Origin of the sequence: Paenibacillus sp. E222, assembly GCF_013401555.1 — a bacterium.
GTDB lineage: Bacteria > Bacillota > Bacilli > Paenibacillales > Paenibacillaceae > Paenibacillus.
Genome location: NZ_CP058552.1, coordinates 1,944,419 through 1,970,258, shown reverse-complemented (window position 1 = coordinate 1,970,258; position 25,840 = coordinate 1,944,419). Strand labels below are relative to the sequence as shown.

Genomic DNA, 25,840 nt, shown 5'->3' with positions numbered 1-25,840 from the left:
GGAAAAGAAAGTTACGATGTTGTTGGTTTTTCGGCAAGTAAAACAAGAAACAATGTATTACATTGTCATATCAACATTCTTTGTTGTAAAATACATAGCGGATTGAATTGCTGCTATGCCATTAGCACGTATATATATTGCATCTTTCACTTGTACCGAATACTCGTCTGTATAATCGCCTGAAAAAGTGACGACGATTTTGTTTTCTTCTACAGCAGTTGTATAATCCACGAATGGTATTAGTACAGGAACATTAACTCTACCTAATGGTCGGATAGTCAAATCATTGGCATACAGGTCTGCATTAGCTGTATCTAGAATCTCGTTGAATGGAATTTTGATTTGTTTATTCGTTTGATTAATTACTGTCCCCTCTGACAAACTTACTTCTAGCATTTCAGGATTAACTTGAATATTCTTCGTTGTATAGTATTCAGGGGATTGAGCTGCTGCTATGCCATTTGCACGTATATATATTGCATCTTTCACTTGTACCGAATACTCGTCTGTATAATCGCCTGAAAAAGTGACGACGATTTTGTTTTCTTCTACAGCAGTTGTATAATCCACGAATGGTATTAGTACAGGAACATTAACTCTACCTAATGGTCGAATAGTCAAATCATTGGCATACAGGTCTGCATTAGCTGTATCTAGAATCTCGTTGAATGGAATTTTGATTTGTTTATTCGTTTGATTAATCACTGTCCCCTCTGACAAACTTACTTCTAGCATTTCAGGATTAACTTGAATATTCTTCGTTGTATAGTATTCAGGGGATTGGGCTGCTGCTATGCCATTTGCTCGTATATATATTGCATCTTTCACTTGTACCGAATACTCGTCTGTATAATCGCCTGAAAAAGTGACGACGATTTTGTTTTCTTCTACAGCAGTTGTATAATCCACGAATGGTATTAGTACAGGAACATTAACTCTACCTAATGGTCGGATAGTCAAATCATTGGCATACAGGTCTGCATTAGCTGTATCTAGAATCTCGTTGAATGGAATTTTGATTTGTTTGTTCGTTTGAGAAATCTTTGTTTCAACTTCGAGGCTCACTTTAGGAGCATTTATGTTAACTTCCTCTATTTTATTCTTTGATAAAAATTTGCTTTCAGCACACACTGTAGGTACTTTATCAAATTTATTATGCTTTGTATAAGCGCCACTATTGGTTGCTAGCAGATGATCTATTATCTCACCAGAGTTAGCTCTAGCAGAGATGCCCCCTCCACTCCAACTGATCAACAATGTGCTAGATAACAAAGTCGCAATAATCTTTTTATAATCCACTTCCATACCTCCCCTAAGTTGTTTCTTGCTTTCAAGTATAAACATTTTAAACGAAAAAAGTTTCAATCTTATTGGCTTTAAAGAAGTAAATAAGTAAACGATATATTACATAACCATTTAACACTTTTTGTTGTATAGTACACAGTAAATTTGTGTTCTTGGAATTCCAATCGCGAAGATATACATTGTATTGTCAATAAAATGACAATACTCTTGTTCTCTTCAACGGTTGTTGTATTAACCACAGTTTAACAAAGTAATATACACAGTTTCTATATAATAGAAATCCTAATTTATTTAAATCTCAATATGCTAAGTTTTCGTTATTTTTTGAATCGAGCAACAACATTTCTTATATACTATCTCGCACATGCACCCTCCACCATACCAATTATTAAATAACCTAAAAAAGTAAAAGGAGAGTCTCCATATAGGAAACTCTCCTTTGTCTTAATTTTGATTATTACTTAGTAATTGCTTCAGTGATTGTTTTTTCTTCACCGCTTGGACCTTGAACTTTTGCAGTAACGTTTTTACCTACTTGGGAAGCATCAACGTTAGCAATTACAAAGCTTTTTCCATCTTGAGCAACTGTCAAGTTATTAGCTGCAACTGGATTACCATCAACTTTGACTTCAGATACTTCGGAAGCAACATTCAAAGCTACAGTTACAGTTCCTTTAGCATTAGAGCCATTCGCAAATTGAGCATTGCCAGCGCCTACAGTATCAATACCTTGTGCTCCTGCAGCAAGAGAAGCGCTGAAAGGCACATCTTCTTGAGTCAGATTAGCAATAACATCATTATTTGTGGAATTAGCAAGAACAGTAATTGTGTAATCACCATCTGCATCTTTAGCCACACCGAACGCTGTACCAGTTACTACTGTTACATTAGCAGCGAACTCTCCACCTTCTTTAGCAGTGAAAGTCAAACCGCCTACTGTAGCTTTAGCTTTTACTGCAGCTGTTACTTCAGCAAATTTAGCACTTGCAGCTTCAACATCGTCAAATTTGTTTTTAGTAGTTGCAAAAACTTCAGATTCTGCAGCTGCTTTACCATTTGAACGGATGAAGTTAGCATCCTTCTTAACTTGTACTGAGTACTCATTAGTATAAGTGTTATCAGTGAATGTTACTTCAAGTTTATTGTTTTCAATGATTCTAGTAGTATAATCAATTTTTGGAGACAATGCAGGAGTATTTGTTGCGCCTAATTTTTTGATGATCAAATCGTTCGCCGCGTCAACTCCAAGATTATCATTACCTTGGTAAGATGTATCCAAGTTTGCAGTGAATGGGATCACAATTTTCTTATTAACTTGGTCTAACACAGAATTACTTGCCAAGCTAACTTTAGGAGCAACTGCATCAGTAGTGCTATCAGAAGCACTTACGATAGTGTTCCCGGAATAAGTTTGGATTCCATTACCTGTAAGAACTCTAATAGTGTTATTACCTGCAAAATCAGAACCTGTTTTCAAAGTTACCTTTTTACCATCGATTGATACCGAAGTAGGGTATACACCACCGATTGTGAAGTCACTTGTGCTTGCTGTAGCAATGACTTGGTTAAAGAGCACTTCAAATGTTCTTGCATCTTTTTGTGCAACACTGCTCAATGCAAGAGCTGCAGTTTTCACTGGTTCGTCTACAATACCGACATTTTGTCCGGATTTAGATTTCAAACCAGTGATCAAGATTTTAGAAACAGTTCCAGTTCCATCTGCATTAAAAGTAACTGGAGTAGCTTCAATATATTGCGGGAATGTGAGAACAACAGATTTACCAGTGTTCACTACATCAAGTTGTACATCTGAAGGAAGAGCAATTCTTTCAACTACAGAACTATTTTGTTTCTTGAAAGAAACATAGTAGTTGCTACGGTTGCTCAATGTTGCCAGATCCATTTCTCTATCAAGAGTAATAGATACTTTGCGAGTGTTGCTGTTAGCATCTACTGCATCTGCAGCTGGTTGAGTAGTATCACCTGCAACAAATGTTCCTTCGTAGTCAACAAGAACATTTTTCAATGCAGTAGTATCAGTCAGACCAGATACTTTGATGTTATAAGTGCCATAAGCAAGCGGAGCATAGAAAGTAACATTAAATACTTTGTTTGTTCCATCAATTGCTCTTACACTTTGTACAGGGTAAGTATCGTCACCTTTTTTGATAGTGAAGTACTTTTTATCTGCAGCGTTAACAGCTTTGTCAAATCTTACAGTCAACTCATTAGCATTCATAGAACCATAAGATACTTCCAATACGCGAGGTTGAACAAGGTCTACACTTGCAGTGACTTTATGTTCTTTAACCGCATTTACGTTACCGGAATAATCTTTAACGTTAACATACAATGTAGTTTCGTAGCCAGGCAAACGATTACCGTTAGCATTGAAGTCAACTTCATATACGTTTCCTGAAATTTGAGTTGCTTTACCAGTTTTCTTAGTAGATCCGGACAACCAGTAGAAGCTTTCATCAGTCAAGGACGCTGGATCGATTTCTTCATCAAAAGTCACTGTGACTTTTTCCAAAGTAGCAGAAATTTCAGTCACTTTAGGACCTTCAGTATCAACAGCTACTGTGAAATCAGTTGTTGCAGACAAAGATTTCAATCCTGCATAGTCTTCAACCAAAGAAGTTGTGAGTTTGTGTGCTCCTTCGGAGATTGAACCTGTGTAATCGCGCAGGATTACTTCACGCTCATTTGCACCCAAAGTTACATTACCAACAAACGCTTTACCATCCAATTGGAAGTTGCTACTTGTTGGAGCTTTAACTGGCTCAGAGAAAGTTACTTTGATAACTTTAGTTCCCAGAGCTTTAACTTCTGTTACTGTAGGCAGTACATTGTCAGCAGATGTGAAGGAAACTTCACCTTGTGGCAATACTGTACCAGTAGAAGATTTCACGTTTTTAACAACTACTTTGTAAGTAGTTCCTTGTGTGAATGCACCTGCAGAAGTTGTATCCAACAAGAGACGTGCTGTTTTACCATCTTCCAACAAAGTTACAGATTTAACTTTTCTTGAACCTGCATCAACAGTGTAGTTATTTTTGTCAGTTGCAGTAGCTTTGTCTACTTTACCGTCAAAAGCAACGTCTACTTCTTTCAAGTTAACAGAAGAAGCGGATTGTACTTTAGTTGCAGCTTCTACAACATAAGTAACTTTTTCCGTGAATTCTTTTTCTTTGTAAGTAAATTTCACTTCAGTTTCTTTGTTAGCTTCAAGAGCTTTATCCAAAGTAACTTTTACAGTTTCGCCGTCACTGATTGTGAAAGTAACGACTTTACCGCCTTCACTTACTTCGTATTTAGTAACTTTCAAGCTTTGCGCTTGGTCAATTGCGTAAGCAGCGCCTACAAGCAATTCACGGGAAGCGTTAGATTGGAAGTTCAATTTGGAATCAAGCAATCCAGCGTTGATTGCCGCTTGAACATAACCTTTAGCCCAAGTTGTTGCTGAGTTGTTAGTTTCAGCTGGAACTTCAAGTTCCAAAGCGATTGTCAGAACTTTCGCCATTTCTTCAACTGTTACTTTACCGTTAAAGTCGAAGATTTTCTTCTCAACGTTTTTACCTTCCATGATGCCTGCAGCTGTTACTGCTTCGATGTAAGGAGCAGCCCAGTTTTTAGCATTGTAGTTTTTATCGTTGTAAGAATATACACCAGTGATTTCTTTCAGGCCAAGCAATTTAGTGATAACTTTTGCGAACTCAGCGCGAGTCATCTCTTTGTTCAAACCAGCAGTTCCATCTGGGTAACCAGTGAAAATACCTTTTGCTTTCAATGCATCAAACTGTTGTTGTGCTGATACTGCTGTATCACCGAATGCTACAGATGCAAACATTGAGAATGCCATTGCTGTAGACAGAGCTACGGATAAAATTTTCTTCATAACCTTTTTTTCTCCTCCTTGGGCGTTCATAACATTTGAATTTTCTTTAATAGGGTCGCTCGTATTCCTCATATATTGTTGCACCCCCTTTCCAGAGTTGTGAGCAAGTTAATATAAATGATGTCTGTGAGCATATCACAGAAACTTGTAAACTAGGTTGTAATGCAGAATCATACGAAAATAGAGTAGTTTCCTAATCCTACCTACGTATTATACAATGGGTCTTCCGTGTCGTAAAGCAATTTTTTCTAAAAAATAGACAAGATTCTTCACGAGGTCAATCTTGGTAACAGGCCCAATGTTTTTGACTCTACATCTTAAACGCAGCAGATTTCAAAAAGTTGCGGATTCCACAAAAAAAGTTTTGAATTTATTTATGTATAGGTACAGTGCAGGTTAAGATGCCATTCAAAACGATCGGAAACCCTTGTTAGAACTGGAATTGTTGAAAAACTTAGTGCGTCGTCTGAGTTGCTATCGTTTATTTATACCCACAGTTTCCAAGCATGAAGCGACAAATTCTTCAAAATCAAAAATAAAAAGCACCCCATTATGGGATGCTTTAGGTACAGTTCTGGTTCTATACGTTAGCGAATCTTCATTGCAAGGTCAATAATTTGAGCTCGCATATTCGGATCGCTGTTCAATCTTAGATACATATCATCAATGGGTTGTCTGTTCTCACGGTACGTTTTTTCATGCTTCATCGTTGTGTGAGACCATTCAATCAATTCATTCTCAGCCAGAACCAAATTGTTATACGCATCATGGAAGCCAGTGGACTGTACCAGCCCTTCCATTACTTCTTGTGAAACCTCTTGTACTTTGCGTGCCTCTTCTATTTTCTTCTCCATAATGACTGCCTGCTTCTCGAACTGTGTCTTTGCCTTCATGTAGCCCAGCTGGGCTTTCGAATAAATCGGTTTCATTAGCTAACTTCACCCTCTAGATCATTGTGTATTTACCGTTATTGTATCTTAAACTCTAGCAAATTACAAAAATAGTTATTGGTAAAAAACTTATTTCTTCTATTATAAAAGTGTTCTTTATCAGTTACATAACACTCATAAAAAGGACCTGCCCCTTTAGCGCAAGGGACAGGTCCTTCCTAAAATGCATAGATGGTATCACATGAATTAGCTCAAGTTTTTCGGGAATACGCTAGTACTCTTCTTAAGTAATTCTACTGCAATTTTCCCGGCCTCTGCACGTGTCAGATTGCCTTTGGGATTGAAGTTATATTGCGCTTTCTTCTGACCAGGAACGGTAACAGCTGCACCTTCCATGATTTTAGCCTTGGATACAGCCATCACTGCCGGTCCTGCATAGGTCTCAATACGGCCAGAGTCTAGGAATGATTTTGCCAATGTAGCTTGGAGCTTACTATCATTGTTTGCCAGCTTCAGCTTCAGTGCACGTGCAATCATTACTGCAGCCTGTTCGCGCGTAAGCGGTTGGTCTGGACCAAATACGCCATCTGTAAGTCCTGTGACAATACCTGCTCTAGCTGCTGTCTCAATATGGTCATAATCCCATGTTGCGGAACGAGCACCCGGAACGAGATCGGCAAACGTACGGTTGCTGTCCGAATTGATTGGCAGACTCAATCCTTTGACCAGCAGCGTAGCAAATTCGCCGCGTGTTGTCTGATCGTCTGTACCAAACTGTTCAAATCTAAGATTGTTCATGAAACCTTTGGAGTAGAGTCCATTCAGAATATTACGAGCCCAGTTATGATTCGTTATATCATTATATCCACGATTCAATTTCATTACTTTGTAATAACCGAATTCATCAAATGGTACAGTTACTGTATGACTTTTGGTATCTACTTCCCCACCGATGTTCTCCCATTGGCGTTTGTCTGTATAACGATACACCGTAATCGTTGAACCCGCTTCGTCTACGACATTAGGGTCGAACGAAAGGGTCAGTTCACCACGTTTTGAAGGAGTAATTTTACGTTCAACTGGTGTTTGCGGGTTACCAAACAATCCTTCCAGTGAATATGGCGCCAGTCCATTCGTAGGTGCTTTATACGTAGCTGAACCTACATCACCAGACTCACCCAGACCACCATTTATCCAATAGATTTGCGAGATCAGACCAAAGTTTCTGGAAGCTGTAGTTGATCCGAAGTTGAGTGTGTATTCATCCGGAATACTCCATGAAGGAGCACCGCTGTTCTCCCCTGTTCCGGGGAATCCAATAATATTACCGTAGTCATTGCGTCGTTCTACAATACCAGTCACAGGATCAGCAATACCAAACAATAATTTGGTATCTGGGTAATACTTTGCAATCCCTCTAGGTGTTGTACTCTGCATGACAGTCCCTTTAGGGAATGACAGCTGGAGTCCTTTGTTAAATACGGTGTATTTGGTTGCAACTTTAGGTGCCATGAACTGTGCATCTACACCTACTGTTCCTGTATAGAATACTTCCACTGTATCTGTGTTACTTGCGCCAGTACGATTAATTGTGATTTTGATTTTGTTGGACTTGTCTTGTTTTAAGCCTACATAATCATATACAAAACGGTTGGCCCCTAGATCTGTACGCTTCACAGCTGGATCTTTGCCGATAAGTACTGACGTAGCACCTTCAGCTTCGATATCGAAGTGGACAAAGTTTTTGTTCACGACAATTTGCTTGCCTACTGTCGGCTGTGGAGAAAGAATACGATACGCACTGACTTCTCTTACGATTTCCAATCTTTGCGTCGTTTTCGCTCCAAGTTCATTGACGAGTTCAAGGGTATATACATACGTTCCTGGCGCATCAGAGATCAGATCCTGAATACGCATTATGAAATCTTTTTGGTCTCCTGCAAACTCATACGTGTATCTGGTATCCGGGAAAGTGACTACTGGCGTACCAACTGCTGCAGTTGCCGGAATGTCTACAGAAAGAATATTTTTGGTTCCCATGTTCAGGTTGAGTTTTGTAGCTCCACTACCACGCAGAACGAGGTCATATTCCTTCAATGAAGTTGTATACTTGTTATCATTAAATGTAAATTCAGGTGTGAGGTTGAAGATGTTTTTAACTACTTCGCTATTTCCACTATACTCTTTCGGTGGGAATGTTGGACGATCCTTACCTACCGCTGGTTGGAAATTCACGATTGTTGAAACGTTGTTGTCAACAACATAAATTCGCAATTCTTTACGAACTTCACGAGCTTGTCCTTTATCATCCTTGCCTGTACCTGTAAAGATGATTCGGTTCTCCCCATACACCAGTGGTCCTTTATCCAGAGAAATGGGCAGATCAAATCCAAAATCACCTGTTTCAGTATCCAACCAACCAGGAGTCAATTTTTCTGCCGGATCTGTAGAATACTCTTTCGCACCATTTACAAATACTTCAGCCACAAAATAGTCACTTTTCAACGTATCAAAATCAATATATTGTCCTTTCACATGCATGCTTTTCTTCTCTGAGGAATCTACATTGTAAGTCTGACCGTCTGTAAGATTTTCAACATAGATATAGTTCTTGGATGCAAAAGAGATCGTAACATCTTTGTAAGCCGTTGATTTATCATAATTAAAACGAACGGTTTGATTCCCGTTCTTCAGCCCTTCAACTTTGTACACATATTGCAGTTTCGGTGACGTATCACTCGTAGGAACAGTGTATACATGCTTAACTGTAATTGAACTTGTACCCAGTGGCAGGTAATTGGCCATTAGTTTATCCAAATCAGCAGGCGTGCTATTCGTCTCGACCAGAATATAGAAGTCACCCGAGTCTACTTTGGCATTATTAAGTGGCTCACCTGAAGGAACATTCGATTTATTATCCTCTGAGTACCCTTTGAGATACTTAAGGTTTGTAATTACCGTCTGTCCCTCCATGTATTGGAAGTCCATCGGTTTACTTATTGTCTTGGTACCGTAAGTTACAGAGAGTGTATGGTTTTGATCCACCAAAGTCTTATTGGTATTTGGATCTTCATTAAATGCTACTGCAGTGATATCAAATGATGCGAGCCAATACGAAGGCGTGTTATCCTTCAAACTAGGAATAAACAGTTCTGTCACATTGGATGGCGTTACCGTTTGACCATCTACGCCAATAACTGCGCCATCTTTGAAACTTTTCTTAGAGACTTCATCATTTGGAACCAACATCTGTACATGTACTTTAGCGGATTTGGCTGTCTCGGTGAACACTGGCTCTACACCAAGCAAGCTTTGGGCATTTCCCAGAGTATCCACAATATCCAGTTTTACAACCGGATTCTTCTCATCATAGAAGTAGAGTGAGTAACTGAAGGTCAGCTTGTCTGATCCATTCTCCACAACCAATTTAAGATCATTGACACCCGGATTCATTTTAAGCTGCGGTGAGAAAAAGCTGCCATTTTGCAGCAATGAAGTTCCGAGCACTTCTCCACCATTTACTTGAACGGTTACTTTGGTTGCATTAATGGCTGTACCCTCAAGGGTAATTTCATCTTTATTGATGACAATCTGAGCGCCTTCATTCAATTCAAGGTTGTCTGATCCACCAAGAACCTGAAGTTTCTCTACATAAGGCACTTTATCAAACAAAACATAAAATGTTTCGGAGCGTTCATTCTGACCTTGGGCTCCGGTAAAAGTGATCTGGTTCATACCCGGATATAACGTTACATTTGCCTTGAAGCGGTTATCCGGTCGATCCGGATCAAGCGTAACTACAGCTGGAGCCACTCGAGACGGGTCCTTCACCCACTTTTGCAGAGTCTGATCATAGCTCAGCAACTGGATGTTCGCTCCCAGTGTTGATCCTGTCACTTTAGTGAAAGTTCCTGTAATCGATTGTTCTGCACTTGTCACTTTATATACTTTTTCTCTCGTGATCTGATTAGTACCTTCCAGTGTAAGATCTACCGTATTCCTGAGTTCAGATACGTCCGGAGTAAAATAACTCGTCGGTTTGTCCGCCGCCGATGCGACTGGTGCAAGGCCTGCTGGTATTAGAGATACAACCAGTGCCACCATCATCAGCCAAATTATCGGCTTCTTCGTACGCTGCATGCAATCATCTCTCCTCTTTTTAAGTCAGTTACCGTTATATATCGGCCGAAAGGTTCCAATTATTTAGTAAAAACAGCAAAATAAACAAAAAACCTTGTCCACGAGGGACAAGGTTTGGGTCTGAAAGAATATTCAATAAGATCAGTAAACGAGCGTTTCGATTTAGGATTTCGAGCGGGTCTCCGGGTTCAACTTGACGCGCATACGCATCAGGAAGTTAATAACCGGCCTTCTGGTTTTGCTTACAAGTCCGATGACTTCTGCTCCGACCTGGAGGAAGAACATCATGATACAGATCACGACGAACGTTACCCAGTTGGCTTCGAACATCGCAGCGGAAGATTGGATAATCGCCAGTACACCGAAGAATGCGGCAATACCGTAGATGATCAGCACTGTCTGACGGTGACTGAATCCAAGTTCACGCAAGCAGTGATGCAAGTGACCTTTATCCGGTGAGAAAATCGGTTTCCGTTGTACCGCACGACGAATGATCGCGAAGAAGGTATCCGAGAGCGGCACACCGATAATGATCAGCGGTGTAATGAAGGACACTACAGCAATTTGTTTGAAACCAAGCATGGACAGCATTGCCAGAGAGAAACCAAGGAATAGAGATCCCGTATCCCCCATGAAGATCTTGGCCGGGTGGAAGTTGAAGAACAAGAATCCAACAATACTACCAAGCAGTACAAGACACATCAAGGCAATCATCACGTTACCCATCAGGAAGGACATCACGGCAATGGTACCAATGGCAATACCGGATACACCGGCAGCCAGACCATCCAGACCATCAATCAGGTTAATCGCATTCGTTACACCAACAATCCAGAGGATCGTCAGCGGAATGGACACCCAAGCTTCCAGGGAGGAGTACGCATCCTGAAAAGGAATATTAACGAAGTCTACACGGATGTTAAATCCGAATACGACTACAGCAGCAGCAACAATTTGTCCGAGCAGTTTCACTTTGGCTGAAAGTTCAAAACGGTCATCCAATGCACCGATCAGTACGATGATCGATCCACCAATCAGAAAAGCACTGACAAAGCTCATGTCTCTTGTCGTAAACCATGCCGACACAAAAGGAAGCAGTGCAGCAACCGTAATGATAAAGGCCAGGAATATTCCTAGACCACCAAGACGCGGCATAATCCGAGTATGCACTTTACGAGCATTCGGCGTATCCATTGCTCCGATTCTGACTGCGAACTTTTTGACAAGTGGTGTCAGGGCAAGAGCCAGTCCCATTGACACGATAAATCCAATGATAAAGATCGCTACCATTTGAACATTCGACCCCCAATTATAATACCTGTAAGAAATTATAAATCCCCTGATCTCTTTTTATATATAAATTATTTGTTAGTTATTTTTGAATACTTGTTACACGATAACGAAGAGAGCAAGGAAAACCTGAAGAAGCGAAGCGGTCGCCTTTATCACCGGATTTCACCCATATAAAAGGGTAATAAAAGAAATCTGGGGATAACAGCGATTGGAAGGTTGCCTTGCTATCGTAGTTGCTCAGTGTAACGTTTTAATTCAAGCAGTACGACACATGTAATCCGGAATGAATTATACGCTGATCACAGGCGAAATGCCAACCTCAATTTTTAGCAAAAACGTGCATTTTACTCGTAATAGCCTAATTTTAACGGACTTTAGTCACGTTTTCTTTGTCCCGCATCACTTTGACAGCAAATTTCGGAAGCGCAAGCATTCGGCCAGCCCGACTAGGTTCGCGAAGCAGACGATAAAACCATTCCAGTCTTAACTTTTGGAACAGTTTAGGTGCACGTTTGGTTTTGCCCGAAATCACATCAAAGCTGCCTCCAACCCCCATCGTAACGGGAACCTGAAGTGCATCTTTGTACTTGTGAATCCACGGTTCCTGTGTGTCTGCCCCACGTGCAACAAACAGCAGATCAGGTGCAGCTTCACGGATGGAAGCAACAACCTGCTCGTCCTCAGCCGGACCAAAATAACCGTCGCGATAACCTACAATTCGAATCGCCGGATATTGCTCTTGTAACCGAACTGCCGTTTCTTGAATCACCTCAGGTGTGGAACCGAGCAGATACACGCCCCACCGATAGTTTTCTCCAACACGCAGCAATTCATGTAAAAGCTCAAATCCAGCCACCCGCTCTGCCACAGGCTCGCCACAATAATTGGCAGCCCATACAACGCCTGTTCCATCAGGAACAATCAACTCCGCAGATTGCATAACCTTCATCATCGCCGGATTCTCTAGCGCGGCCATAACCATGATAGGATTCGCTGTGATGACTTGGTGCGGCTGCTTCGTGAGCACAGCTTCGCGTAGAACCTCCACCGTTTCTTTCATCGTTAGTTTGGAAAAAGGAATACCATAGATCGAAACGGTAGGTATTGGTCCGGTCTGATTCATCTTATTTCACCCTTTGCGGCCTAAATATTTAATAATTTGCTGAGCAGGCACTTTGGCTTCCTGCTTCAATTCGGTAATGCCTTCTTCATGTTCCTTCAGCCACTGTGAACGCTGATCCAACAGGTTAGCCACCGTCTTTGCCAGTTTATCCCCATCCAGCGTATCCGTACTGCCCACGGTTTCGCTATCCAGACGCAGCATGAACTGATCAATCTTCGGATCATACGAGATACCAACGGGTGGAACATACTGCGAAGCTGCATAGATCAGACTGTGCAGACGCATGCCGATAACGACATCACAATTGCTAACTTCCTGCAGCATCAGCTGCGGATCGGTGAGATCCTTGGTAATGCTGACTTCGCTACCCTTGTTACCGAGGTCACCGAGCATTTCCATGACAAAACGTGAAGCCTGCTCATCAATCGGTAAGTGAAATGGCATAAAGCGCAAGTGAACGGCTTTTTTGGAGCAAAGCTTCTTGAGTCCAGCAGCAATCGCTGTAAGCTCTTTACGATCCGACTCCCAGAAACGTACCGAAACGCCAATCACTGGGAGTTTGGTATGAACGCTTGCTCCTTGGGCATTTAGCGTGACTGAACTTACTTCTTCCGCTTGGGCTTCAGGCAGCGGCAGACCCATCACCGGGTCAGGGACCACATGAATCTGATTCCACTGCAATCCGAGCCCACGCAAATATTCAGCGGATTGTTCATCACGGACAGATACATACTTGCAGGCCTTAAAGACCGAACGAATCATCGGATTGAACATTTTACGATTTACAGGTCCAATGCCCTGCGCATAGATAAATGTTGGCTTTTTCAACCATTGGGCCAGTTTAATGACCCCCAGGTAGTAGGGGATGGATTTTAGTCCGGTTGCATCCTGCAACAAACTTCCTCCCCCACTAATTAAACCATCACTTTCCTTGATCGCTTCGCGAACCTCCTTCAACTTCATCCGATGTACTGAACGTACACCGTACATTGAAGTGGTCCACTCCGGGTCACCGGAGAGCACAATCGGCTCAATCGTGACATTCGATCTGTGACTCTCCTCTTCCAGCGCCGTCAAAATTGACTTTAGTACCGCTTCGTCTCCGCTGTTGTGGAATCCGTAATAACCCGAGATGACTAACTTTTGAGAAGTGGTGACCATTTTTTCCAACATCCTTCCGCTACTTGCCACACACCCACAGCAACGATACCGAAGATTAAGCCAAGTCCCAATCCCATCACTCCACGAATGAGTGACAATACAGCTGGCGTATGGATATGCGCGAACGTATCCACCATGGACAATTGTCCAATTGCTGCAATAATGAGCACAAAGATGACTTTACGATATTTTAAAGCGGCGAACACGCCAACGATAAACAGCGGGTGTCCCAGCATAAATTCTTTGAATCTTGGCCGCACGCCGAACGTATCTTCTAGCGTTGTACGCAGGAACATCTCGAATGGAGTAACCGAACCCGAGTTGCCTGTACGGCTCAAATAATAGTATCCAACCACAGCAGCAACCAGTGCCAATACAACCATCAATACGTTAATCGGTGTACGAAGAATATCCTTAATTTGTTTAATGGAGAACGTACCCGAACCACGGTAAAACACAATATATATCGCTACCAGCGCCATCGGTGCAAAGTGCAACAGACTCACGCCTCGGAACTGGTTGATGACCAGACTGTACGTAATGCTGTTCAGCAATGCGATGACAAAAGGCACCGCCAGGAAAGAAAGAATTGATGTTCTTACATATAAGAAGATCGTTTGTGCCAATCGACGACCCGCAGGCGCGTCTGGCTGACGCTGTTGCTGATAGTTCACTGTTCGAACCGCCAGCACCATCGCAATGGTTGGCGCACTAATAGCGACCAGCAAGGCGATTCCTTGCTCCAGCAACGTCGGTTTGAGCAAGAATAATCCGGCACTACCCACCAGAGCCAGCGCAAATACCAGCAATGTCAGCAGTGGTACAAAATATGAAACCATAAGCGTAATCATTGCGATTGCACCAATCAGAGCAACCAGCTTGGCATAACGCTGAATGGAAGAATCTTTCACCGTGAACGCTTCAGCTTGTCCCAGTTCGAAGCCGTGTTTGCCCATACGTTCAATCGCATGACCTGGCTCACCCAAACTGTTGATCAGATTATCAATCGGATCGGTGATCATGGCTTTGGCCGTATTCCGACTTGGCGAAGCATTCATATAAATCATCCGAATGTTGCGGTCTTTGGTAGCCAAAACAAAACGGTCAGCAATGGTGTCTACATCCAGATTGGCATCCCCGTCACTTAAGGAGTACAGACGAGTTACATTGTAGTCAATTTTATAGGAGAGAGTCTCAAAACCAGATTGTGGTTTCTTCAAATTCTCAATAGCCGCCAGTCCAATATGATGCTTGTTCAGCAACTGGGCGAACATATCGAGACTCTTCATCTCTGCATTATCATTGTACCCTTTCACAGCATCGCCATCAAACAAGATACGCTTTACCCCATTCTCTTCAAAGAACGTAAGCAAGCGTTCCATGGATTCCTGATTGTAAGGAACACTGTCAGCGATCCGTGGCAAAATGTAAAATCCTTTATCACGCAGCATCTTCACGGCAACCGGATCTGGTTGCAAAGGCTGCATGTTCGCATTCTCCGGTGGAGTCTGCAATATTAAGCCGCTACGACCTTCATATTCCCATGGAAGCACAGGAATCTCCCGATCGGCGAACGTTTGTTCAATGATAGGGGTATACGTTTGTGCATTTTCTTCATTTGTGAACAGCACATACGTGTAATTATCGTTAGCAGGAATGACATTTTTGGTCATGTTCGCAAGATCCTGCCCGCTATATACCATTAGTCGACGTGACTTCTTCAACTCATCCAGTGTACTTTCGAACACCGCCATGGTTGTCACTCCGGCATCTTTCAAACGAGTCAGTTGTTCATTCATGAAGTCTTGGGGATGGGCCTGATAAGCCGAGATATCCAATAGACCCCGATAATTGAAGACAAGCTCCACCTTTTTGGCGGAAGATTCCGTCTGCACCCGATCACTGATGACAGGGATGGAAGCAATCAAACCGATAATGACAACAATCCACAGCCACTTCCGTGAAGCGGTATTCCAATAAAGCCATTTTTGACGCACTACATGTACCTCCTCAAGTGTTGGAACCAAATGCACGTTCAGCTCATGATTTTCATTGCAAAATAGTGAATAAATACCGGATACAAACAGCTTGTGTCAACAAACGTGCATCTATCCGCAATTCATCCAAAATAGACGCAGGAATTCACCCTTTTACCTAAAAGAAAAGCCCCTCCGCCAACCAACCTTACGGTGCGGAGAGGCTTTCTCATGTTCTTGCTCAGTACTGCATTCGTATTTATTGTGCGTCTACACGCGTCATTACCGTAGTAGCCAAACGTTCGATACGGCTTTCGGCGTCTTGCAAGTTCTCTCCACGCACCGCGAAGTACACTTTGATCTTCGGTTCTGTTCCCGAAGGACGCAGGCAGAACCATGATCCGTCTGCCAAAATAAATTTCAGAACGTTCTCTTTCGGCAAGCCATCCAAGCCAAGGGAGTAATCCAGCACATCTTGTACAGCGATGCCGGCTACTTCTTGTGGCGGATTAGAACGCCAGTCGGTCATTTTCGCCTGAATTTGAGCTACGCCGTCCTTGCCTTTCAGCGTACGGGACTCCAGCTTCTCCAGGAAATATCCGAATTGTCTGTACAGCTCTTGCAGGACATCATAGAGCGTTTTGCCTTGGTTTTTATAATAAGCAGCTGCTTCAGCAATCAGCATTGCAGCCAGGACTGCATCCTTGTCACGTGCGTAGCTGCCTGCCAGGTAGCCATAGCTTTCCTCATAACCGAACAAGAACGTGTGACTGCCGGTTGCTTCGAACTGGTTCATTTTTTCACCGATATATTTAAAGCCTGTCAGAGTGTTCATCACTTCTGCACCGTAATGCTCGGCAATGACCGCTCCCATCTCGCTTGTTACAATCGTTTTGACAACCGCGCTATTTTTCGGCAGTTTACCTGTCTCTTGCAAGCGGCTCAACACATAATGCACCATGATGGCTCCGGATTGGTTACCCGACAGTACGAAATACTTGCCATCATTGTCTTTCACTACCGCACCCATGCGGTCTGCATCCGGATCTGTACCGATCAGAATGTCCGCACCCACGGATTCACCCAGCTTCATTGCAAGCGTAAATGCTTCGCGCTCTTCCGGGTTAGGGGATTTCACTGTGGAAAATTCAGCATCAGGCTGTTCTTGTTCTGCCACAATGTGAACCTGCTCGAAACCGATCTGTTCCAACACACGACGTACAGGCACATTACCTGTTCCGTGCAGTGGAGTGAAGACGATTTTGAAATCACGGCCGACGCCGGATTGAATCAGATCACGACTAAGACTTAGGCTTGCAACGGTATCAACAAATGCCTGATCCTCCTCTTCCCCAAGCCATACGAGCAATCCTTGAGCTTCGGCTTCTTCCTGCGTCAGCTTTTTCACGTCCGCGAGGGAAGGAACTTCCTGAATGTATTGAATGACTTTCTCTGCTTCGTGTGGTACCAATTGTCCACCCTCGTGGTTGTACACTTTGTAGCCATTGTATTCAGGAGGATTATGACTCGCCGTCACCACAATACCGCCGGTTGCTTGCAGATGACGTACACTGAAGGAAAGCTGAGGCGTAGGACGCAGGGATGTAAACAGCTTAGCCACAATGCCATTTCCAGCCAGAACCAGGGCAGCATCCAGTGTGAACTCCGGTGAGAAATGACGGGAATCATGCGCGATCACTACAGAAGGTTTACCTTCTTTGTCACCATGCTGCTCCAGCAAATAACGGGCAAACCCTTGCGTTGCACGACCTACCGTATAACGGTTCATCCGGTTGCTTCCCGCTCCGATCACACCACGCAATCCACCTGTACCAAACTCCAGATTTCTGTAGAAACGATCTTCCAGCTCTTTCGGCTGATCCTGCAAATCACGAAGCTCCTGTTTCGTCGCTTCATCAATCGAAGCATCCTCCAACCACTGCTGCAATGTTTGTGCTGCTGTTGCGCTTAACTGTTCCATTCCTGCAAACCCCTTCCTTCTATATAAAATTCAATTAAATGCTGAACGATACAATCATTAGCTTGGGTCAGACAGTGCGAACATGATCTCGCCTTCAGCTACCACTTTGTCGCCTACTCTTGCTGTAGCTTTGCCTTTACCAATTGAACCTTTGAGACGTGTAATCTCCACTTCCAGCATCAATGTATCTCCAGGCACAACTTGTCCACGGAATCGGAAATTATCCAGTCCCGCCAAAAAGCCGATTTTGCCTTTGTTGCCTTCCAAATTAAGAATGGCTACTGCACCGACCTGTGCCAGTGCTTCTGTAATCAACACCCCCGGCATTACCGGATACTCTGGAAAATGACCAATGAAGAAAGGTTCATTAATGGTTACATTTTTTAATCCAACGGCACGTTTGCCATCCTCTAACTCTACAATCTTGTCCACCAGCAGAAACGGGGGACGGTGTGGAATAATTTCTTGAATCTGTTTGATATCGAGCACAGTATAATCTCCTCTCAGGGTCATTTATATGAGATTCTCCATCATGATTGAAGTTAAGCGCAATAGAGGTCGTTACGGTTACGGATCATTCTTTCGATCGCTGTTGTCCCCGAATTTTCTGATACATTTTAGAGTTGTCTAAAATTCGGTGACAAAGGCGAGCGCTTCGCTTCTTCTGAACGATTCCGTTCCCTCCACTTACTTTAGTGCGGAAGCCGTCAACCCCAACATGATCAAGTCGATGCTCATATAAATTGTGGTTTTCATTTAATTTGTATGAAAAGCATATTTTCAGTTAACACTAGTTATATCCTTCATGACTGCAGTAGTGAAGGTTGAGATAAGGGGTCTCTCTTCGCGATGACGAATGTCTTTCGCAGGGGAGGCCTCTTTTGACGTCAAACGTCATCCATCATTATACTGTTTTCAACGCCAAAAAGAAAACTCCTGCCTGCGCAGGAGTTTTCGCATATGTCGTTCATCTACGGAGCGAACACCAAATCATATACATGTTCCCATGTACTCCACTGCAATACGGAACCGATATCCTGTTTGCCCAGTACCACGTAGCCAGCCACCAATCCGCCAGCGAGGGCAAGAACAAGCAGGACCGGAACCAAAAACCATCTTGCGATGCGCCATCCACTCTTCTTCTTCTTGACTTTCGTCTTATCCGGCTTGCTGTTCTGCTGCTGTGTATCTGTCATCACATTCACCTTTTATGCTCTCATATTGTTGGCAAGACCCGCCATGGAATCACTGGATGTCAGCGCACGTGCCGCCAGTTGGTAAGTCCGCTGCCCTTGCATCAGCAAAGCCATCTCTTGTGTCAAATCCACGTTAGATTGTTCAATGTAGCCTGCACGGATCATAGCTGTCGCTTCACGTGTAGCTGCATTGGCTCCAAATACATCATCCTCGGTCAGACCGGCATCCAGACCAAACAGGTTATCTGCATATTGCACAAGTCCTTCCGGGCGCTCGATATCTACGAGTTGCAGTTGGGCTCCAATCGTTGCATTGGCTTCATTGCCACGACGGATCAACAGATTGCCTTTTTCATCAAATGCTACCTTGCTGTTATTCGGTGCCGTAATGCGATTACCTTGACGATCCAATGCAAAGTGACCTTCGCCATTGACCAACACCATCATATCTGGCGCATTGGGATTCGTTTTGGGTCTTGTATCAGGGACAAAATGGAATGCACCCTGACGCGTCCACATTTTCTCACCATTTGCTTCCACGGCAAACATCGCATTGCCTTCAATCGCCAGATCGGTAGGATTGCCTGTCTCATTGAGTGAACCCTGAGTCATATCCTTGGTCACGTCAGCCAAACGTACGCCAAACCCGAGGTTGTATCCCATCGGGGTCGAGCGTCCATCCAGCTTGTACTTGTCCGGCTGCTGCTGCACACGTGTCAGTACATCTTCGAAGGCTGCTTGCTTACTCTTATAGCCTGCCGTATTCACGTTGGCAATATTATCGGAAATGACATCCAGTCGCTGCTGTATTCCGGTCATGGAGACCATTGCACTAATCATGGAATTATTCATTCGGTGGTTACCCTCCCTGTTTTCACCCTCCCAAACCCTCCCTGGTAGGGAGGGCCCCAGATGGCGCTGCCCTCTGGACGCCCGAAACAGGCGGAGTGGGTGCGTGGGGTACGATCTTGCTAAGTGACGGTGGTGTGTTTGCGCCGCGACTGCCCAGCTATGATTCTCGCCATGGTTCACATGGCTGAATCATAGCTGGGCACGCTCTTTGTGCGGCGGGTAGCTCCGCGTGGTCTCTCCTTGCTTTGCTCCGCAAAGGGCTGTCGAGACCGTCGCTGCGCTCAAGCTACTGCTGCGCAATCCTCGCATAAGCTCGGCTGCATTTAGGCTTGCGCTTCGCGTGAGCCTCTCTGCTTTGCTTCGCAAAGGGCGTTTGGCTCTCCGCTACGCGGCTATATTATACGTTGGCGTTATACACGCCCAACTTCATTGACGGCTTTATCCAGACTGCGGTCGTAGAATTGTACGACCTTCTGGTTCGCTTCATATGCACGGAATGCTGCGTTCATATCTACAGTTGCTTGTGATGCATCCACATTCGAACCTTCCAGGTAGCCCTGACGGATCTGCACATTATCACCGGCAGCCATCATCCGGGCCGTTGCTCCATTCTGATCATTCAGGCTGAAATTACCATCGCCTTGACGTACCAGTTGGTTGGGTTGGTCGATGACACTGATTCCCAATGTAACTCCTGTGGGTGCACCCGTGTCTGCATTAACAAGACGACCTTGCTCATCCACTTTAAATTGGTCAATCGAGCCTGTCAATACAACAGGTTGTCCATTATTATCCAGGACTTGTGAACCTGTTGAGCTGAGCAGCTGTCCAGTTCCTGTAACGTCGAAGTGACCATCACGTGTGTATCTTGTGTTACCTTCTGCATCCTGTACTGTAAAATACGCCTGAGGTTGGTAAGTTACCGTGCCATCAGCTCGTACAAATTTGCCTGAACCGTCAAACGGGACAGGTTGTCCTGTCTGTGGATCATTCACGGCCAGATTGGACGAAATGGCAAAATCACTCTTTTGCCCACTTTCCATAATGGCTCCCTGCAAATTCATGGACAAACTTTCTTCCGCGAACACACCCGTGTTCAGCTTGCCCAGCCGCTTTGTCGGAAGATTGGCATCTCCGCCTACCAAAGTAATGAGCATCTCCGGGAAAGATCGGCTTACGCTGTTCACTTGTTTATATCCCGTTGTGTTCATATTTACGATATTCTGCGTTGCTGTGTCATGGCGGCGTTGTTGCGTAATCATTCCCGCAGTAGCGGTGTACAGACCTCTTAACATGTATTAACCCCTCTCCTCAAGCGCTTGTCCTGCATTACAAGATGGCTGCTTGTCTGTTCTAATCCCGAGCTTGGGCGAACCTTTGCTTTTTATATCGGCAGATTAGAACTTTTTCTTAACTACTTGATCCAAATTATTCAGCATAATGCCAGTCCCCTTCACGACACAATGCATCGGATCCTCTGCAACCCATACCGGTACATGCAATTCATTGGACAACAGTTCGTCCAGTCCGTTCAGCAAAGCGCCTCCCCCTGTCAACACGACACCACGATCAATAATGTCTGCTGACAATTCCGGTGGCGTCCGCTCCAATACCGACTTGGCTGCAACGATGATGGATTGCACGGAATCCCATAGCGCCTCCTGTACTTCATTTCCCGACACCGTTACGGTGACAGGTAAACCGGATACCATATCCCGACCGCGAATGTCCATCTCCGTTTGACGTCCACCCGGATGCACGGAACCAATCGCAATCTTGAGATCTTCGGCTGTACGTTCACCGATCATGAGCTTGTATTTAGCTTTGATAAACTTGGTAATCGCTTCGTCGAACTTGTCCCCTGCGACTTTAATAGAAGAGGCGGTGACTACGTCGCCCATAGACAGGACTGCAACGTCAGTCGTTCCGCCGCCGATATCCACGACCATATTGCCGCTCGGCTGAAAAATATCCATTCCCGCACCGATCGCTGCCGCTTTCGGCTCTTCTTCCAGAAATACTTCTTTGGCACCGCTGCGCTCTGCAGCTTCACGGATAGCCTTCTGCTCCACGGAAGTAATGTTGGTTGGTGCACAGATCAGAATACGCGGGTGGCTGTACCAGCTTCTTGCCCCCACACGATTAATGAAATGTCTAAGCATTGCTTCCGTAATTTCGAAGTCCGCAATAACACCGTCACGCAGCGGTCTAATGGCAACAATGTTACCTGGAGTACGCCCCACCATACGACGCGCTTCTTCCCCAACAGCAAGGACCCGCTTCGTATCGCTTTCAATGGTCACGACGGAAGGTTCATCGAGGACAACCCCACTTCCTTTCACGTGAATAAGCACGTTCGCCGTGCCAAGATCAATACCGATATCCTTGCTAAACATAAAAGAGCCCCCAAAGTGATATTATTTGGTCAGCGTATCCTGTGAAAAAGAGTCCCTTATCACGTCACCGCTCGTTCGACAAAGTGCAACATATATATGTAAAAATCGGGCTGATAAGATGTCATAATTCGATCCTGTACCAGCTTTTAACATATCATACTTCAGGGGAGGGATTCAATGCATGTGTGAGCTTTTTGGCCTACGTCTTTCCGCAGGTCCCTACGATTTAGCGGAAGCCAGCACCTCGCGTTTTTTACCACTTGTTTTTTTGTATTTAATTTTGGTCGCTTCACCGCCCCGCAAATGACGGATGGACTTGTGATACTCCAGAATGTGTTTCACCTGGTCAGCAAGATCAGGGTTAATTTCCGGCAGACGCTCCGTCAGATCCTTATGCACAGTACTCTTTGACACGCCGAATTCCTTGGCTATGGTACGGACCGTATTCCTCGTCTCAACAATGCAGCGACCAATTTTGATGGTCCGTTCCTTGATGTAATCGTGCACGCTCCCGCCTCCCTACTGTGTGGATAGTTTGGTACATTATATGAGGAGCATGCCTATATATTCGCGGTTTAAAGGTGTGACAAGCTTCGAAGGTCCCATTATTTTCTGAAAAGCACAAAAAGAGCAGAGGAGGATTCCCTCTGCCCATCATGTTGCTGCGGTAAAAATCATTTATTTTTCCGGAAGATATCCTTGCGGGTTAACCGGTTGTCCGTCTTCGTAAACTTCAAAGTGAAGGTGGTTGCCCAGCGTTTTTTCCAGTTCATTAACGCCAGCCGATGCAATTGCATCTCCTTGCTTCACTTCATCATCCTGTTTTACTTTAACGTCAGCCAGGCTTTGGTATACAGTCTTGAGGTTATCACTGTGTGTGATTTCCACAACTTGACCTGTTATTGGGTTTTGTTCAACCCGGGTAACTTTTCCGCCGAGTGCTGCTTTGACTTCGAACGTTTTGTTATCCCCACGTGCCAGATCTACACCCGTGTTCGGAATAAATGTGTCATTGTACTGCACCATCGCTGCTTCATGTTCCTCAGTTGAAGCTTCGTTGTCATAGAAAGGTTTGACTACCGAAATTTCGGACGGAACCGCTACCGGCCATACAAAATTCTCCGACTTTGCAACAACTTCCACACTTTCCTCTTCTCCGTTAACCGCTGTTCCTTCTGTACCCGCCGATGCGCCTGTTTCTACTACCCCGTTAGCAGGGTCCGAGTTCAGCGTTTTGTCGCCTGTGCCCTGATAGACCCACACTAAGGTTAGTATAATGCCTGCTGCTGCGATGTAGGCTGCCGGGAAGACCCAACGTTTGGACATTGCTCTTTTCCATGAAGAGGGCTGGCTAGCCGGTACTCCTTGAGTTGTTTTAGGAGTTTCTTCTTGGACTGTTTTTTTGTTTTGTTCATTCATCTTGATCACCTCAGTAACAAGTGTTACCGGGTGCAACTCTTTTATACACGCGCGACTCTAATTATTTTCACGGAACTTTCAAAGAGTGCTATATAAGTTAGGAGATGAGCTCAGTTTGTGCGCCGCTTCGGGGCCAGAAAACCTTTCGACCGGCTGTTACTCCCAGATTTCTTCTATCACCTTCTTCAAAGGTGAAATCCGGGAGTAAAGGCGGACACTTCGTTTCTACAGGCCTTTTCTGTCCCCTCCGCTCTCCATACACCTGGCACACTCCGCATATATAGCCAAGTCTTGAAAGCCCGGAAGGGGTGGTAGACAGAAGATTTAACAGCCACTCCTTATAAAGTGAGTCTGTGAGATTGAACATGGCGTTATAGTTTTAACTTCATTGTTAGAGCAAACGTTGGATTTTAATTCTAGGCTTAGCAACCTCATAGATTGTCTGCGAGGCCTCGCTTTATATTATCAGTGTGCCCCATTACTGCTAATAGACTAACGTTTGGTCAAATCAAATGGCCTGGACGATACCGACTTCCATGTTGGCCTACTTTGAGGCTAGCATCTTGGATGCCTGTCCGAAGGAGATACCTGTGTAGTAGTGTTTGAGAATCTGGGTCGCTGTGTGACCCTCCTGTGCCATGCCGTTGGCTCCCCACTGGCTCATGCCGACTCCGTGACCGTATCCATACGTTGTAATCTGAACCTCGTCTCCATCGGTCTTCCAGCTGAACTGGCTGGATCGAAGCCCAAGCAGCTTTCGAACCTCCGGCCCGCTAAACGTTTTACCTGCAATCTGCATCTCCTTGATGCGATGGCCCTGCGTTGTAGACAACACTTCCATCCACCCACCGCTCTGCTGCGCGCTCACAGGGATGGCATTTGCCCCCAGATTCAACTTTTGGAGAATCTCATTGCGCTTCATGGTGATGGTTTCCTTAAAGCCCGGAGCCAGGTTTTTATCCCACGGACTCGCTACGCTTTGTAAATAAGGTACAGGGTTGCCCCATACATCCTCAGCATTTTCCGTATACCCATTACTTGTGGAGAAAAAGGATGCAGTAATTGCCTTGCCTTGATATGTCATGACGGAATCTTTGCTTTCGCGTACAGCCTGCTGCAGCTTCTCCCATTCCTTCGCTTTCCCCAGACGTGTCCAGTCGGCTTTTACTTGTTCTGGTGGTATAAATACCTGATGACTCACAGTATCCGTTACATCAGCTTCTCCTGAAGGTACACCGCTTGTATCGTTGGCTGCCAGCCTTCTCACGATAAATGTCCTTGCAGCAATAGCCTGTGCCTTCAGAGCCTCCAATCTGAACTCCGCTGGCATCTCGGCAGCGACAACTCCGGTAACATAATCTTCAAGGGGAAGATTCATCGTTGTACCGGTTGCTGACAGGTAAACCCTTACTTGAGGTTCAGGATAGGTAACAGGTACAGCTGGAGAAGGTGCTGGAGTCGTTACACTGCCTGTACCTGGTGGGACAGGGATGGGTTTAACAGGATCATCCGTCCGAGGCCAGACCAAAATGGCGGGGATCAACAACGCAAGCGCCAGTACTGCCGATACAGCTGCTGCGGGCTGCCAACGAGTATTGTTCTTGCCCCATCTGCGGCCTCGGCCGAACGTACGCATTCGGCGGCGCTTCACACGACGAAACTGATCTAATTCAATGACAGGCATGTGTATACGTGCCGCAGGCTGTTGAGCTGGCTCCTGTTGGGAGCCAGGCCGTCTAGGAGATGTTGTTACGGGCTCATCTGGAACCGTTCTAATGTTCGTTGAAGCAAGCTTGTCTTTTTCCACACCGAAACCAGCAATTTCTTCAGGCTCCTTCACTAGTGGACGTGGGACAAGAGGTACCTTAACCTGCACACGGGCTTCTTTCATTTTGATATAACCCTCCGTTGTCCATGGCCGGTCAAACGCCGGTCCTTTTGTTCAAATCCATAGTTTAGGGTATGAGCTGGCTGGATCTGATAGAACCTGATTTAAGAGAAACGAAGGCATTCCATATGTGGCGATTTCTAACTTACTTTTGCTATGTATTATGGAAAAACATTGATCTGTCGCGGAATCCGGTTCCATAAGGTACCACCCGTTCCTCAAAAAGCAGGCTCTTTCATTTGTTCAGAATTGGTACAGAATATGATGTTATGCTATATAAGTTAGGACCAGCTATTAATAGAATCAGGTACTGATTCAATTG

Annotated in this window: 17 protein-coding genes; all 17 read right to left on the bottom strand. The window is 44.6% G+C overall.

What is annotated here, in order from left to right:
• Nucleotides 1–57: 57 nt before the first annotated feature.
• Nucleotides 58–1,299, bottom strand: coding sequence for a hypothetical protein (locus HW560_RS08640; RefSeq protein ID WP_179262787.1), 1,242 nt, complete (start codon nucleotides 1,297–1,299; stop codon nucleotides 58–60).
• 463 nt (nucleotides 1,300–1,762) lie between these two features.
• Nucleotides 1,763–5,275 carry an S-layer homology domain-containing protein gene (locus tag HW560_RS34225; protein WP_179262785.1) on the bottom strand — a complete coding sequence of 1,171 codons (3,513 nt, stop codon included), beginning with the start codon at nucleotides 5,273–5,275 and terminating at the stop codon, nucleotides 1,763–1,765.
• A gap of 515 nt (nucleotides 5,276–5,790) precedes the next feature.
• Nucleotides 5,791–6,132 carry a hypothetical protein gene (locus tag HW560_RS08630; RefSeq protein WP_179262783.1) on the bottom strand — a complete coding sequence of 114 codons (342 nt, stop codon included), beginning with the start codon at nucleotides 6,130–6,132 and terminating at the stop codon, nucleotides 5,791–5,793.
• Nucleotides 6,133–6,339: 207 nt separating this feature from the next.
• Entirely contained in the window at nucleotides 6,340–10,233 is a 3,894-nt protein-coding gene (locus HW560_RS08625; protein WP_179262781.1) for an S-layer homology domain-containing protein, read from the bottom strand.
• Nucleotides 10,234–10,395: 162 nt separating this feature from the next.
• Nucleotides 10,396–11,523 (bottom strand): glycosyltransferase family 4 protein, encoded by a 1,128-nt coding sequence (locus HW560_RS08620; protein WP_179262779.1) that lies wholly within the window; start codon nucleotides 11,521–11,523, stop codon nucleotides 10,396–10,398.
• Between the two features lie 367 nt (nucleotides 11,524–11,890).
• Nucleotides 11,891–12,649 (bottom strand): WecB/TagA/CpsF family glycosyltransferase, encoded by a 759-nt coding sequence (locus tag HW560_RS08615; protein ID WP_179262777.1) that lies wholly within the window; start codon nucleotides 12,647–12,649, stop codon nucleotides 11,891–11,893.
• A gap of 6 nt (nucleotides 12,650–12,655) precedes the next feature.
• Complete coding sequence (csaB, locus tag HW560_RS08610; protein ID WP_090903526.1) at nucleotides 12,656–13,810, bottom strand: polysaccharide pyruvyl transferase CsaB; 1,155 nt, start codon at nucleotides 13,808–13,810, stop codon at nucleotides 12,656–12,658.
• The gene (locus HW560_RS08605) at nucleotides 13,786–15,807 is read right to left on the bottom strand and encodes a DUF5693 family protein (RefSeq protein WP_090903525.1); all 2,022 of its coding nucleotides are present in this window, start codon (nucleotides 15,805–15,807) and stop codon (nucleotides 13,786–13,788) included. Before HW560_RS08605 ends, csaB begins: the two co-directional genes overlap by 25 nt.
• Nucleotides 15,808–16,045: 238 nt before the next feature.
• Nucleotides 16,046–17,767, bottom strand: a complete 1,722-nt coding sequence (locus HW560_RS08600) for a phospho-sugar mutase (protein ID WP_179262775.1) — start codon at nucleotides 17,765–17,767, stop codon at nucleotides 16,046–16,048.
• A 57-nt stretch (nucleotides 17,768–17,824) separates the two neighbouring features.
• Nucleotides 17,825–18,256: a 3-hydroxyacyl-ACP dehydratase FabZ gene (gene fabZ, locus HW560_RS08595; protein ID WP_024632705.1), complete on the bottom strand. Its 432-nt coding sequence runs from the start codon at nucleotides 18,254–18,256 to the stop codon at nucleotides 17,825–17,827.
• Nucleotides 18,257–18,738: 482 nt separating this feature from the next.
• Complete coding sequence (locus HW560_RS08590; protein WP_024632706.1) at nucleotides 18,739–18,963, bottom strand: DNA-directed RNA polymerase subunit beta; 225 nt, start codon at nucleotides 18,961–18,963, stop codon at nucleotides 18,739–18,741.
• 12 nt (nucleotides 18,964–18,975) lie between these two features.
• Nucleotides 18,976–19,815, bottom strand: coding sequence for a flagellar hook-basal body protein (locus HW560_RS08585; RefSeq protein ID WP_090903523.1), 840 nt, complete (start codon nucleotides 19,813–19,815; stop codon nucleotides 18,976–18,978).
• Between the two features lie 410 nt (nucleotides 19,816–20,225).
• On the bottom strand, nucleotides 20,226–21,110 hold the full coding sequence (locus HW560_RS08580) for a flagellar hook-basal body protein (protein ID WP_179262773.1): 885 nt from the start codon (nucleotides 21,108–21,110) through the stop codon (nucleotides 20,226–20,228).
• A gap of 102 nt (nucleotides 21,111–21,212) precedes the next feature.
• A complete protein-coding gene (locus HW560_RS08575; protein ID WP_090903521.1) occupies nucleotides 21,213–22,211 on the bottom strand; it encodes a rod shape-determining protein in 999 nt (332 codons plus the stop codon).
• 219 nt (nucleotides 22,212–22,430) lie between these two features.
• Nucleotides 22,431–22,718, bottom strand: coding sequence for a sporulation transcriptional regulator SpoIIID (gene spoIIID, locus HW560_RS08570; RefSeq protein ID WP_024632710.1), 288 nt, complete (start codon nucleotides 22,716–22,718; stop codon nucleotides 22,431–22,433).
• A 171-nt stretch (nucleotides 22,719–22,889) separates the two neighbouring features.
• Nucleotides 22,890–23,630, bottom strand: a complete 741-nt coding sequence (locus tag HW560_RS08565; protein ID WP_090903520.1) for a M23 family metallopeptidase — start codon at nucleotides 23,628–23,630, stop codon at nucleotides 22,890–22,892.
• A 544-nt stretch (nucleotides 23,631–24,174) separates the two neighbouring features.
• Nucleotides 24,175–25,521, bottom strand: coding sequence for a stage II sporulation protein D (gene spoIID / locus HW560_RS08560; protein WP_179262771.1), 1,347 nt, complete (start codon nucleotides 25,519–25,521; stop codon nucleotides 24,175–24,177).
• Nucleotides 25,522–25,840: the final 319 nt, after the last annotated feature.

Coding starts and splice junctions, on each gene's coding strand:
- HW560_RS34225 (WP_179262785.1), bottom strand. CDS start 5,275: ATGAGGAATACGAGCGACCCTATTAAAGAAAATTCAAATGTTATGAAC.
- HW560_RS08630 (WP_179262783.1), bottom strand. CDS start 6,132: ATGAAACCGATTTATTCGAAAGCCCAGCTGGGCTACATGAAGGCAAAG.
- HW560_RS08625 (WP_179262781.1), bottom strand. CDS start 10,233: ATGCAGCGTACGAAGAAGCCGATAATTTGGCTGATGATGGTGGCACTG.
- HW560_RS08620 (WP_179262779.1), bottom strand. CDS start 11,523: ATGGTAGCGATCTTTATCATTGGATTTATCGTGTCAATGGGACTGGCT.
- HW560_RS08615 (WP_179262777.1), bottom strand. CDS start 12,649: ATGAATCAGACCGGACCAATACCTACCGTTTCGATCTATGGTATTCCT.
- csaB (WP_090903526.1), bottom strand. CDS start 13,810: ATGGTCACCACTTCTCAAAAGTTAGTCATCTCGGGTTATTACGGATTC.
- HW560_RS08600 (WP_179262775.1), bottom strand. CDS start 17,767: ATGGAACAGTTAAGCGCAACAGCAGCACAAACATTGCAGCAGTGGTTG.
- HW560_RS08590 (WP_024632706.1), bottom strand. CDS start 18,963: ATGACAGATACACAGCAGCAGAACAGCAAGCCGGATAAGACGAAAGTC.
- HW560_RS08585 (WP_090903523.1), bottom strand. CDS start 19,815: ATGAATAATTCCATGATTAGTGCAATGGTCTCCATGACCGGAATACAG.
- HW560_RS08580 (WP_179262773.1), bottom strand. CDS start 21,110: ATGTTAAGAGGTCTGTACACCGCTACTGCGGGAATGATTACGCAACAA.
- HW560_RS08575 (WP_090903521.1), bottom strand. CDS start 22,211: ATGTTTAGCAAGGATATCGGTATTGATCTTGGCACGGCGAACGTGCTT.
- HW560_RS08565 (WP_090903520.1), bottom strand. CDS start 23,630: ATGAATGAACAAAACAAAAAAACAGTCCAAGAAGAAACTCCTAAAACA.
- spoIID (WP_179262771.1), bottom strand. CDS start 25,521: ATGAAAGAAGCCCGTGTGCAGGTTAAGGTACCTCTTGTCCCACGTCCA.